Genomic DNA, 13,567 nt, shown 5'->3' with positions numbered 1-13,567 from the left:
CCCGGTTGCACAGCCAGCCAATAAAAAACCACTCCTAGAGTGGTTTTTTATTGGCCGTATTCCCCGCAAATCAATCGCTGAAAATACTGACGCAGTTGCGGCCGGAAACCTTGGCCTGATATAGGGCCTGATCGGCATTGGCCAGCCATTGATCGCTGTTTTCCACCTCGTCACTCAGATCGCAGATCCCCAAACTGATAGTAAAAGGCACCGGCTGACCATTGAAGCTGAAGCGGCTACTTTCTATCTGAATGCGTAGCCGCTCGGCAAAGGAGCGAGCATCTTCGGCGCTGGTGTGGGATAAGACTACGGCAAATTCTTCGCCGCCATAGCGCCCGGCGCAGTCGGTTTCCCTGAGGTTTTGGCTGAGAATATGGGATAGATGCTGAATAACCCTGTCTCCGGCGATATGCCCCAGGCTGTCGTTAATCCGTTTAAAGTGATCTATATCGAACATCACCAGGCTGGCTGGCTCGCCATAGCGGGTGTGACGATCAAACTCCCGCTGCATGCAAAATTGCCAGTGTCTACGATTGTGCAGTTGGGTCAGGCCATCGGTTTGACTCAGGTGTTCCAGGCGCTCGTTGGCGCTTTTGAGCTGCAGCTTATTGATGGCGATATCCGTCACATCATAGATGATGATGCTGATATGGGAGATCTGCCCGGTGAGAGAGGCCAGTGGCAGCAGGGTGACATTCTGGAACATGAATTCGGCGCGGCCTGTGATGGGTCGGTAGTTCTTGAATTTGAATACATAGGGCCTCTGCTCCCAGCTGATGAAGGCGCGGTTTTTCAGCAGAAACACAGATTCCATCTTCTGCTTGAGCCAACTGGCCGGCAGATCCGGAAAACGTTCAAACAGGTTGGTGCCCTTAATATCGTTGGGAGAGACGCCACTGTGGTTTTCCATAAAGCCATTCCACAGCTGAATATTGTAATTTCGGTCCAGTACCACCAGGCCAACCTCTATGGTTTGCACCATGTCGATTAGCCAGTGCAGTTCATTTATTGCATTCAAATCCTTTGCCATGGCAAACCTGTTTTGTCAGTTCATCAGATAGCCGAGCTTGAAATTCAGCGTCGGCAAGGAGTCTTCGGTAAAGAGCAGCAGTAGATCACACTGCACATTGTGATCTTCGATGCGATAATTGATCTCCATCGCCAGCGTGCGCTGCCAGCGATCTGAGTTATCGTGGATCAGATCGTTCACTGTACAATGCCGTCCGAGCACCACAGGGTGCGCCTGGCTGAATTGCATATCCAGCTGCTCCGAGATGCCGCTGAGGAAGGCGCCGATCAGCACATTGGCGGTATCTATCATCACCTCGATTTCCGTGTTGGTGTCTTCGGGATCTGACAGGCCCATTAACTTGGCCATATCCTTGAAGCTGGAGTCGTGAAACAGCAATAGCGCCTCACCGGCAATGCCGGCACCGATAAAACCCTGACACAGCGCCGAAATTTTGGGGCTTTGCTCTGTGGCCTTGAGTGCCATGGTCAACTCACTGACCTCCAGCACATTGACGTTGGGAATGGGCAAGAGCACAAATACATCCAGCAACTTGGCCAGCAGATCGGCGGCGCGCCCCATGGCAATGTTGGCAACTTCCTGGCAGGCATCGCGCATATCCACCTGGATCATAGGTTCTTCGTTGCCGTCGCCGCCTTCGGCCAACTGCAAAATGCCATATTCCTGTAGTATGTTGCGAATGGCATCTGCACTGACGGGCTTTTGAATAAAATCCAGCGCGCCCAAGGCTTTGACTCTTTGATGGGCTTTAATTTGGATATCACCAGAGACGACTATCACCATCGCCGGCAGATCTTGTTGTTGAATGGCTTGCAACACTTCATAGCCGTCCATGACCGGCATGTTGAGGTCCAAAAAGACAATCTCACCCTTGCCGGCGCGGATAGCCTCAAGTCCTTCGGCGCCATTGGCGGCAAAGTTGATGTCGACTTCCCATTCTTTGGGAAGGGTACGGGCCATCTGCTTTCGCGCCAGCGCAGAGTCGTCGCATATGAGTACCGGAATCGCCATAGAGATTTCCTGTTCTACCGCATTACTTGAAGATAACACCTACAGCGGCATTTTTGTGATTATCCTCTGACTATGCCGCTGGATCAGAGAGGACAGGGCCGATAGTAATATACCGGCGGATACGGACTTTATGTCCATTTCTCATATTTGGCAGGATAAAATCTTATTTAGTGCAATGGCTTGCCTTTTGAGGGTCGATATTGTGAACACTTGTCGCCACTAAGTCAAAACCAATGTCAGTTTATTGACGCAAGCCAAAATTTAAACTGTGCTGTGATATTGAAATAGAGCGATTTTTGATCTGGCCTGACCTGTTTGATGGTGATACCGTTAACATAACTTCAACTTTCAAGGACCTGCAGATGCAGTGGCAGACTCTTAGCCTGGAATGGCAGCAACAGTTGGCTATCGTTAGCTTGAACCGGCCGGATAAGCTCAATGCTATTAATTACACTATGTTCAGCGAGCTCAAGGCGATGGCGCGTCACTTGCGCCGTCAACGGCATTTGCGGGCGGTGATCCTCAGAGGTGAGGGGGGCCAATTCAGCTCCGGTTTGGATATCAAGAGTGTGGCTAACTCTCCCTGGCAAGCGCTGAAGCTGTTGTTCAAGTGGTTACCGGGCAATGCCAATCTGGCGCAACAGGTGTCTGTCGCCTGGCGTGAGCTGCCGGTTCCTGTGATTGCCGTCTTGGATGGCCGCTGTTATGGCGGCGGCTTGCAAATTGCGCTCGGCGCCGATTTTCGGATTGCCGCCAATGACGCCGAATTGTCTATTATGGAAGCCAAATGGGGCTTGGTGCCCGACATGGGCGGCTTGGTGAGTTTGCGGGAAATTCTGACCAAAGATCAGGCATTGAAACTCAGTATGACGGCGGAATTAATCCCCGCTTGCAAGGCGTTGGAACTTGGGTTGGTGACCGAGTGCAGCAGTGATCCTCTGGCCCGGGCACAACAACTGGCAGCTGAACTCAATGAACGCTCTCCCGATGCACTGGCGGCGATCAAACTGAGTATCAACCGCAGCTGGAACGGTTCCCGTCGGCGCCTGCTGGCGCGGGAGTCCTGGAGTCAGGTGCGTCTGCTTTTGGGGCGTAACAGAGCCATTGCTGCCGTGCGGCAGGGCAAGGATCCCGAGCGGGCCTTTGAACCGCGGCGAAACTGGTGAGATACCCTTCACGGCTAAATAAATATTAACTTGACCTATATGACAGAAGCGCCTGAAAATCCGTCACTTTATTTTTAGATGGAAATTGGGATGCGGATTTTTTTTGAACGCTTGCTGTGGGGCAGTCGCTTGTCTGTCATGGTTGGAGTCTTCTCCTGTGTGTTGGCGGCCTTGGTCACCTTTGTCATGGGAGTCAAGGACGTGCTACATATGTTTGCTCTGCTGTGGGAGTACCTACTCAGTGGTAGCTATGATGTGCGTAACGATCTTGTGATGGTACTGGTGGAGATACTGGATACCTTCCTGCTCGGGGCTGTGCTGCTGATCTTTGCTTTCGGCCTCTATGAACTCTTTATCCGTAACCTGGAACCGGCCAGTAACTCGGATACCGGTGGGAAGATACTGATCATCTCCAGCATAGATGCACTCAAGAGCAAGTTGGGCAAAGTGATATTGATGATGTTGATCATCAAGGTGTTTTCCTTCTTTGCCGATATCAAGCCCAGCTCGGCACTGGATTTGCTGTTCATGGGAGGCACTGTGGTACTCATCTCCCTGGCGTTGATGTTCTCCAATGGCGGCAAGAAAGAGTAATCGCACTGCCGACATTTGCTCTACGGAAAGCTTGGTCTGCCGGCCGGTTTTGGCAGCAACTTCTGCAATTAGGCGGTCACTGATGGGCTTCAGTGGCTGTTTTTTCGTTTGGCGGCGCTTGTTTCAGCACCTTTCTGGCCATGCCATCTATCATCATCAAGGTGTTTTCAAAGGCAACATCCTGGCGCAGATCCAGCGCCAGTAACCGCTGCCGGTATTGATTTTCCGGCTGGCTCATTGCCAGCGATTTACGACTTTTTACCGTCGCCTGCGAGGCCTGGTGACCGTCGGGGGATTGGATATCGAGTACCGCCAGATCCAGTTCGGCCAGCTGCTTTGGCAGGGCTAAATTGGCATAGGGATCATCGAGGTAGGGATTGATCACCACCAGCAAGTCCGGTTTGGCCAACTCCTGCGCCGCCAATAACTCAATTACCAAGGCGGCGCACTGATCCTGGGCTATCAGTAAGCGCTTGCCTGGAAAGGGGGCTCCCAAGGTGTCCAATTGCGCCAGACTCTGTTGGATAAAGCTCTGTTGCTGTTTCCTGAGTTTCTGCCATTCCTCCGCCTCTCGGCGGCTCGTTGCCTGGTTGCGTTTTCCCGGCATTTTGCCATCGCCGGCCTTGCTTATTTCCTGCGCCTCTGTGGTGAAGTTGGGCTGCTCCGGAAAGGGTGGTGGTGTGATGCTGATACTGGCCCAGCCTGCGGGATTGATGCCGCGGCGCAAGAAGGCGTTGAGTCCGGGAGCATCGGCGTGGGTGCCGGGTGGCGGCAGTAACAGCGCTGCGCCCAATTGTTTCGGGCCACTCCAGGGTCGCACCAGAACGGCTTGTTCCTCGCCATCCACTTGTATCTGTTGCAGTTCTGAGGCGGCGACATGCTCCAACGCCCGGCGATTGTCTCTGGGCTTCATGGAGGCTGTTTCAGGCGTTTGAGTCGCTGGCTCTGGTTGAGCCTGCGCCTGGTTGACCATGTCTTTGTTGACTGGCTCGTCGGCTGCCAGTGCCACCAAAGGCAAAAAGCACAGTATAGCCATAGTTCTGGGTATCAGCGCCAAGGGAACTCCTTAAACTTGCTTTGGTTGGAATAGCATGATTCTGCAGCCTTTATTGGCTCAATGCCAAAATTATAAGCTGCAAATTTGTGCTCTAGTAGCCGTAGTTAAAAAAGTTTGCGCGCCGAACCAAAGCTTAAAGGCGTGGTGCATCAGGGTTGCTGAACTTAAGCATAAAAAGCAAGACCCGCCGGCAGCGGGTCTTGGGGGGTGATACTTGAGTGGATTATCAGGCGTGGCTGACCAGCACCAGGCGCACGGCATCGAGCTGCAGCTGGCATTGATCCAGATAACCGCGTAGTTCGACGATCTGATTTTGCAGATACTCAAGCTCAGCATCGCGGATATTGGGGTTCACCGCCTTGAGGGCTTCCAGACGTTGCAGCTCGGCGCCCAATTGACGCTCCATCTGCTGCTGGGCTTCGGCCTGCAGGTTGGACATGGCCTCCATAGCGTGGGTTTCGCCCTTGGCCAGCAAAGGATGCAGTATCGCCTGCGAGGCATTGACCAGCTTGCTGGCGATATGGCGGTTAACCGCACTGAGCTGGCGATCAAAATGCTCGTAACTCACCTTGTTAGACAGATTGTTGCCGTCTTTATCCAACAGAATGCGCAGCGGTGTCGGCGGCAGATAGCGATACAGCTGGCTGGACTTGGGTGCCGAGGCCTGTGCCAGGTAGATAAGTTCCAGGAACACAGTTCCTGCCGGCAACGCCTTGTTCTTGAGGATGGCAACACTTGTGGTGCCAGTCTCTGAACCTGTGATCAGATCCAGACCGGTTTGCACCAGCGGATGCTCCTGGGTTATCAGGGCGATATCGTCGCGGGACAGGGCGGTTTCCCGGTCGAAAGTCACGGTAATACCATCTTCCGGCAGACCGGGGTAAGTGGGAAACATCATGTGCTCACTCGGGCGCAGTACTATGGTGTTTTCGCCTCTGTCGTCCTGATCCAGACCTATGATGTCCCACAGACGGATCACTGAGCCGATAAGCTGGGTGTCGTTATCCATCTGCGCCAGTCTCTCGGCTAGGGCCAATGACCTGTCGCCGCCGTGGGAGTTGAGTTCCAGCAGCTTGTCGCGGCCCTGCTCCATCGCCTGCTTGAGCTCTTTATAACGGCTGCGGGTGTCGCGCAGCAGCTTGCTCATCTCTTCTTCGTTTTCTTCCACCAGCAGTGGCAGCAACTGGGCGCCAAACTCCTTAAACAGAATATGGCCACCGGGGCAGGTGAGTTCGAAGGCATTGAGGCCCTCGTGGTACCAGGCCAACAGACGCTCCTGCGCTGTGTCGGTGAGGAAGGGCAGGTGGATCTCTACATCATGGTTCTGACCTATGCGATCCAGGCGACCTATGCGCTGCTCCAGCAGATCCGGGTTCAGCGGCAGATCGAACAGCACCAACTGGCTGGCGAACTGGAAGTTACGCCCTTCGGAACCGATTTCCGAGCAGATCAGCGCTTGGGCACCACCCTCTTCCTGGGCGAAGAAGGCACCGGCCTTGTCACGCTCTATGATGGACATGCCCTCATGGAACACAGTGGCGAGGATCCCTTCACGGGTACGCAGCGCTTCTTCCAGACTCAGCGCGGTGGCGGCCTGACTGGCGATAATCAGCACTTTCTTGCTGCGGTTTTGCTTGAGGAAATCGATGAGCCAGTCGACTCTGGGGTCGAACTTCCACCAGGCGGCGGAGTTTTCATCAAACTCCTGATACATTTTTTCCGGCGCCAGCGCGTAGGCGGCCTTCATTTCCAAGGTGCGGTGACCATTCATCATGGCACTGACTCGGGCCGCAGTGAGGTACTGCTCCGGCATGGCCTGTGGATAGGCGTTGAAAATGCGTTTCGGGAAACCTTTGACCGAGGCGCGGCTATTACGGTACAGCACTCGACCCGTACCGTGTCTGTCGAGCAGCTCCTGCAGCAGTTCGTCACGGGCGGCTTGCTGCTGCTCGGCATCGACGCCGTCAGCCTGGATCAGGCGAATAGCGGGGGCGATATCCTTTTCCGACAAGAGCTCGGTCAGGCTGTTGATGGCATTGTCGGGCAGCTTGTTGCCACTGGCCAGCGCCTCGGCGGCGAGGGCCACATCTTTGTAGCCTTGTTCCTCTTTGATAAAGGCTTGATAGTCGTAGAAACGGTCCGGATCCAGCAGTCGCAGTCGGGCAAAGTGGCTCTCATGGCCCAGTTGATCCGGGGTCGCGGTCAGCAGCAGTACGCCGGGCACCACTTCTGCCAGAGCTTCTACCACCTGATAGGCGCGGCTCGGAGCTTCTTCGGTCCACTCCAGGTGATGGGCCTCGTCGACCACCATAAGATCCCAGTCGGCATCCAGCGCCTGATCGAGACGGCGCTTCTTGCGCAGCAATTCCAGCGAGCAGATCACCAACTGTTCTGTGTAGAAGGGGTTGTCGTGGTCGGCAAAAGCCTCGATGCAGCGGTCTTCATCGAATACGGCAAACCGCAGGTTAAAGCGGCGCAGCATCTCCACCAGCCATTGGTGGCGCAGGGTATCGGGAACTATCACAAGTACCCGCTCGGCGCGGCCTGTCATCAATTGCTGGTGAATGATGAGACCAGCTTCTATGGTCTTGCCCAGGCCCACTTCATCGGCCAGCAGTACCCGTGGCGCGTAGCGGCGCCCGACTTCATGGGCAATCCACAGCTGATGCGGAATAAGGCCAACTCTGGGACCCTGCAGCCCCAGCAGATCTGAGGTGGCCAGATTGTGGCGCAGTTGCTGGGCGGCGTAGCGCACCCCGAATCTGTCCAGTCTGTCTATCTGGCCGGCAAAGAGTCTGTCCTGCGGCTTGTTGAAACGAATATTGTGATCCAGCAGAGTTTCCCGGAGCTGCACTTCTTCACCGGTTTCGCTGTGAATGCCGCTGTAGATCACCAACCCGTCTTTTTCATCCAAAGAGTTGATGGTCAGTGTCCAGTCTTCATGGCTCTTGACCTGATCACCTGGGTTATAAATCACCCGGGTTAACGGGGCGTCGTTGCGGGAGAACATGCGGTTCTCTCCGGTGGCGGGGAACAGCAGTGAGACCATGCGGCCTTCCAGTTGTACTACTGTACCCAAACCAAGCTCTGATTCGGTATCACTGATCCAGCGTTGACCTAAGGCGAAGGGCATCTTTAACTCTCATCTCCGGGCGGATTCACAAAGGGCGCGTATGTTATACCAATCCGAGTATAATACCAATCCTGCCCTGCGGGCCTTTTCGTCCGCTTGTCATCCAATCGTCATCTTTAGCATCCTACACTCAAAAACGGATACCGCGCAGTGACCATTAAAGAGACTGCAAAGGGTATTTGTCATCCGTTGCTAAAGGTGCCAGTATTAGTTTAAGCCATGTCACAGTGGTGAAACCTGCCCGTAATCAGTTAGAAACAGGAGTGCCATATACCCCAACCCAGGCCTGCGCTGGCCCATGACAACAAAGCTGTGAGTAGCTCATTGACGCAAATGGAGGCGCCATGGAACAAGACGACAGAAAGTTGTTTGTACTTGATACCAATGTGTTATTACATGAACCCTTAGCGATATACTCCTTTAAAGAACATGATGTTGTGGTCCCAATGACGGTACTGGAGGAATTGGACCAGATAAAAGACAGAAAGCGGGATGTCAGCCGCGATGCCAGGGTCGCCATTCGGGCGCTGGAAGATATTCTCGGCGGCAAGACCACTCCGGAACAGATAATCAAAGGGGTTCCCCTTCCAAGCCGCGAAGGGCATACAGATGCCACAGGTACTCTGGCTATCTTCCCCGACCATCAGATTGAATTCACCATAGGCTCGCTGCCCGGCGACAACAACGACAACCGCATTATCAACACAGCCCTGCATCTACAAAATCAATACGAGCCCCGTACCGTGGTGCTGGTCACCAAAGACATTAATATGCGTCTCAAGGCCAAGGGCGCCGGGATACTCCTGGTAGAGGACTACCGCACCGATCAACTGATCGATGACATACGTTTTCTGTCCAAGGGTTTTCATCAATTTGAAGGCAACTTCTGGGAGCATTTGCACAAGGTGGCCACCGAGCGTCATGGTCGTCATACTGTGCATGATGTGCCGCTCAAGGACCTGGGTGACGATCTCTTTTATATCAACCAATATCTACTGGACGATGAGTCCGAGTTTTGTGGCCGGGTGGTCGGCCGCAGTGAAACCAGTCTCAATGTGCTGGATCTCGGTCGCGATCGCCTGATGAATATGGAGGCCTGGGGCGTGAGGCCGAAGAACATCTATCAGGGCATGGCGCTGCAGGCCTTGATGGATCCCGATATCGATTTGGTTATTCTCACCGGCCCAGCGGGGTGCGGTAAGACCTTGCTGGCGATGGCGGCGGCACTGGAGCTGGTGGTGGAACGTAATCTCTACGACAAGGTGATAGTCACCCGTAACACCCCGGAAATTGCCGAGTCGATAGGCTTCCTGCCGGGCACGGAAGAGGAGAAGATGGCGCCCTGGCTGGCGGCAATTACCGATACTCTGGAGGTGTTACACAAGCATGATGTTAACCCCAGTGGTTCACTTAACTACATAATGGAAAAGGCCAATATCCAATTTAAATCGATCAACTTCATGCGTGGGCGATCGATTCAGAACTCAGTGGTATTGCTGGATGAGTGTCAAAACCTGACCGCCTCACAGCTGAAAACCATGATCACCCGTATGGGAGAAGGTACCAAGCTTATCTGCTGTGGCAACCTGGCGCAGATAGACTCCAACTATCTAACCGCCGTTACCTCGGGTTTAACCTATATGGTTGAACGCTTTAAAAATTTTGAAGGCAGTGCCAACATTTATCTCAACGGTGTTGTGCGCTCACGGTTGGCGGAATTTGCCGAAGAGCAGCTCTGATAAACCCGGCTACTGAAAAAGGCCCCATATCGGGGCTTTTGCTTTGTGCGGGGTACTGCATATGCAGCCAAATTAAGTATATGATATCTTTCTTCCCCACCGCTTGGGGATGGGCCGTGATGCAAGGGTAATGGATGAAATTGAGTGAGCCGGATCTGCAGCTGAAATCTCCGATCCAGAAAAATTACAACCGTGCAGTGTTTTACACCTATATGGGGGTGATTGTACTGGCGTTGCTCACGGCTTGGGTGTTTTTTGAGCGCCAGAAGACCCAACAGATGGAGCTCAGGGAAGAACAGGTCGACCGCCATGTGATGCAGATTGACCTGTTGCTGGAATCCAGTATCCGTGCGGTCAAGAGCCTGCGTAATGTGGCCGTGGACCACTTGCGCCTGGCCGAGCAGGTACGCAAGGACAGGCTGCCCCAGTACGAAAAATTCAACGAAAGTGGTCAGTTTTTTACCCTGGAGCCCAATTACGCCAGGAGTGGTGAGCCATTCACCAACATGGGGCGGATAACCGGCTCAGGTAGTCTCGATGGCCGTAGCGACAAGTTCTATCAGGAACTGGAGATGCTGTTTGAGCTGTCGTTGTCGTTCCCGGTCGCCAAGGAGGCCGCGCCCAAGGCTTCGGCCATCTATTATCTGTCCAAGCGGCGGATGATGTCTTACTACCCCTGGCCTTCGGATGAGCAGCGTTTTCGCGATGAACTGCTGAACAAGAAACAGTTTCAACTGGCGACACCGGCGATGAACCCCCAGCGCAGTGTGTTCTGGAGTGAGGCCTATGTGGACTCGGCCGGCAATGGTCTGTTGACTACCCTTGGGGTGCCCATCTATCTCGAAGATGAGTTTATCGGTTCTATCAATCTGGATATGACACTGGCATCGCTCGCCAAACAGATACGTCTCTATTTCAAGATGCCGGGCACTGTGATTTTGCTGGATCAGGGCAATAATATTCTCTCCCACAGCGATTTTGATACCTCCAGCATCAACCGGGTCTACCACATCAGTCAGCGGATCCCATCCGAGCTGCATTCTCTGCCTGAGTCTGAACTGTTCGATGCCCATGAAGGGATGATCCGCAATGGCTATTACATCCACTCGGTGGCGCTGCACAACGCCCCCTGGCGCCTGCTTTATCTGCAGGATGTCGATGATCTGTTTCTGGACTCGTTTGAGAAGCTGCAGCTGAGCTTTATTTTGGTGGTACTGGCGCTGTCCGTACTGGTGACCATAGTGCACTGGCAGACTCGCCGCTCTTTCGTCAGTCCGGCCTCGCGCCTACTGTCACACCTGGAAGACTGTTCCCGTGAGCCGATCCGGCCGCCGGCGAAGATTACCCAGGGCTGGGAGCCCTGGTTCCAGTTGGTCAGCCGCATTTTTGAAGAAAACCAGCAATATACCCGTCACCTGGCAGAGCAGAACAAGCGTCTGGATAAACTGGTGGCCCGGCGCACCGAACGGCTGAAGGAAACCACAGAAAAGCGGGAGCGGGAATACGCCCTGCTGCGCTCTTTGCTGGACTCCATTCCTGAAGCCATTGTCTTCAAAGATAAAGAAGGTAAGTACCTCGGCTGCAACAAGTCGGCCGAGCGGGTACTTGGCTATACCGAGGCCGAGATGATCGGCCTGAATTCAGACACTTTGACCACCCCGGAGCAGGCCGCCAGAATTCGCGCCGAGGATGAACAGGTGCTCAAGGACAGGGCGCCACTGCGCTATCAGGAAAAGGTTGAACTGGCGGGCAAGCCTGTACTGCTCGATACCCTCAAGCTGCCGTTTTATAACCGCCGCGGTGAGATGCTGGGCTTGATTGCAGTTTGGCGTGATGTGACCCGCGAATATGAAGCAGCCGAGCAGTTGCGATTGTCGGAAGAACGTTATCACCTGGCGATGGACGCGGTGGAAGATGGCCTGTGGGACTGGTATCTGGATTCGGAGCAGATCATCTGCAATCCTGCCTACTACACCATGCTGGGCTACAAGACCAATGAGTTTCCGGCGTTGCTGTCGACCATAGACGAGCTGATCCATCCGGACGACAGGATCCGGGTTGAAGAGTATCGCGAGCAGTATCTAGCCGATCCCATAGGCGCCTATGAGATAGAGTTCCGAATGCGCGGCAAGAGTGGTCAGTATCACTGGGTGCTGTCCCGTGGTCGGGTGGTGGAATTTACCACCAACAATGAGCCCAGGCGTATGCTGGGTACCCACAAGGACATTACCCGCAGCAAGAGCAACGAAGTGGCCTTGCTGGAGGCCAAGAAAGATGCGGAACTGGCCAATCTATACAAGAGTGAATTCCTGGCCAATATGAGCCATGAGATCCGCACGCCGATGAATGCCATCATAGGTATGCTGCAACTGGCGCAGCGCACCAACCTGACGGCGCAGCAGAAAGATTATCTGGAGAAGGCTGGTTTCTCGGCCCAATCATTGCTGCGGATCATCAATGACATTCTCGACTTCTCAAAGATTGAAGCCGGAAAGCTGGAGCTGGAGCGGGTCTCCTTCCCGTTGGATAAGGTGTTGGAGCACGCCCTGGATATCAACTCGCTCAAGGCGCAGGAGAAAGGAGTCGAGCTGTTGCTGTATGCCCCTGTGACCGCCGGGCTTATGCTCAAGGGCGATCCTTTGCGTCTTGGTCAGGTGCTGGTGAATCTGCTGTCCAATGCGGTTAAGTTTACCTCCGAAGGGGAGATTGAACTCGGTTGTGAAGATGTCGGCGAACGCGATCATCGCATCACCCTCAAATTCTGGGTTCGGGACACTGGCATAGGGATCAGCAAGGAGCAGCAGGAGATACTGTTTGATGCCTTTGCCCAGGCAGATGGCTCCACCACCCGTAAATATGGCGGCACAGGCCTTGGCTTGTCCATCAGTAAGCATCTGGTGTCCATGATGGGCGGCAAGATGCAGGTGCAGAGTGAGCCGGGTGTCGGCAGTGTATTCAGCTTTACCATTAGCTTTGAGATCGCCGAAGAGGCCAAGATTGAACCTTTGGTGATGCCGGAACAGCTCAACAGCCTGCGGGCGCTGGTGGTGGACGATAACCCCACGGCGCTACAGATATATTCGACCCTGATGCGCGACTTCCACTTCGAGGTGGACACGGCTGCCAGCGGTGCCGAAGCCCTTTATAAGCTGGAAAAACAGGAAACCGACCTGCTGCTTATCGACTGGATGATGCCGGAAATGGATGGCCGCGAGGTGATCCGTACCCTGGATGAAATGGTGGCCGATGGCAGAATAAGCAAGCGCCCCGTGGTGATTATGATGACGGCCTATGCCGCCGGTCCATTGGCCCAGGAAGTGGAAGATGCCAATGTGTTTGCGCTGTTGCAAAAACCCTTCAAGGCCTCGACTCTGTTTGATGAGATAATCTCAGCCTTTGCCGAGAAACCTCACCCGGCGACTGTGGCTGAAATTACTGACAATCAGAGTGGTGGTCACAAAGGCTTGGTGCTGCTGGTGGAAGATAATCTGATTAACCAGCAGGTAGCCTCCGAACTGCTGCGCAGCGCCGGCTATGAGGTAGATTTGGCCGACAATGGCCAGATTGCCCTTGAGATGGTGGAGCAGCGTCAATATGACGCGGTATTGATGGATATTCAGATGCCTGTGATGGATGGTCTGACGGCGACCCGGGAATTGCGCAAAAAATACGACAGGGAGACGCTGCCGATTATCGCCATGACGGCCCATGCCATGTCTGGCGATCGTGAGAAGAGTCTGGCGGCGGGAATGAACGCTCATATCACCAAGCCCATTATGCTCAATGAACTCTTTGATACCTTGAGTGAATGGGTGGGCAGGACTTGAGATAAACCGG

Annotated in this window: 8 protein-coding genes; 4 read left to right on the top strand and 4 right to left on the bottom strand. The window is 54.1% G+C overall.

Going from position 1 to position 13,567, the window contains the following annotated elements:
* Window positions 1-70: 70 nt before the first annotated feature.
* A complete protein-coding gene (locus tag AYI96_RS04670; protein ID WP_039033475.1) occupies window positions 71-1,030 on the bottom strand; it encodes a sensor domain-containing diguanylate cyclase in 960 nt (319 codons plus the stop codon).
* Between the two features lie 15 nt (window positions 1,031-1,045).
* Window positions 1,046-2,041, bottom strand: coding sequence for a response regulator (locus AYI96_RS04665; RefSeq protein ID WP_039033474.1), 996 nt, complete (start codon window positions 2,039-2,041; stop codon window positions 1,046-1,048).
* A 362-nt stretch (window positions 2,042-2,403) separates the two neighbouring features.
* Here AYI96_RS04665 and AYI96_RS04660 point away from each other — a divergent pair, with 362 nt between their 5' ends.
* Window positions 2,404-3,207: a crotonase/enoyl-CoA hydratase family protein gene (locus AYI96_RS04660; protein ID WP_071476755.1), complete on the top strand. Its 804-nt coding sequence runs from the start codon at window positions 2,404-2,406 to the stop codon at window positions 3,205-3,207.
* A 90-nt stretch (window positions 3,208-3,297) separates the two neighbouring features.
* Window positions 3,298-3,801, top strand: coding sequence for a YqhA family protein (locus AYI96_RS04655; protein ID WP_039033473.1), 504 nt, complete (start codon window positions 3,298-3,300; stop codon window positions 3,799-3,801).
* A gap of 76 nt (window positions 3,802-3,877) precedes the next feature.
* Here AYI96_RS04655 and AYI96_RS04650 read toward each other — a convergent pair whose 3' ends face one another.
* A complete protein-coding gene (locus AYI96_RS04650) occupies window positions 3,878-4,858 on the bottom strand; it encodes a DUF3530 family protein (protein WP_052247988.1) in 981 nt (326 codons plus the stop codon).
* A 226-nt stretch (window positions 4,859-5,084) separates the two neighbouring features.
* The gene (rapA, locus tag AYI96_RS04645) at window positions 5,085-7,991 is read right to left on the bottom strand and encodes an RNA polymerase-associated protein RapA (RefSeq protein WP_144361087.1); all 2,907 of its coding nucleotides are present in this window, start codon (window positions 7,989-7,991) and stop codon (window positions 5,085-5,087) included.
* 344 nt (window positions 7,992-8,335) lie between these two features.
* Here rapA and AYI96_RS04640 point away from each other — a divergent pair, with 344 nt between their 5' ends.
* Together AYI96_RS04640 and AYI96_RS04635 are read left to right on the top strand one after the other, a co-directional pair.
* A complete protein-coding gene (locus AYI96_RS04640) occupies window positions 8,336-9,730 on the top strand; it encodes a PhoH family protein (RefSeq protein ID WP_039033471.1) in 1,395 nt (464 codons plus the stop codon).
* A gap of 134 nt (window positions 9,731-9,864) precedes the next feature.
* Window positions 9,865-13,557: a response regulator gene (locus tag AYI96_RS04635; RefSeq protein ID WP_039034942.1), complete on the top strand. Its 3,693-nt coding sequence runs from the start codon at window positions 9,865-9,867 to the stop codon at window positions 13,555-13,557.
* Window positions 13,558-13,567 lie beyond the last annotated feature (10 nt).

Origin of the sequence: Shewanella sp. MSW (assembly GCF_007636515.1) — a bacterium.
Lineage (GTDB): Bacteria > Pseudomonadota > Gammaproteobacteria > Enterobacterales > Shewanellaceae > Shewanella > Shewanella indica.
Note: the sequence above shows the minus strand (reverse complement) of the source record. Positions and strands in the feature narration are given on the sequence as shown.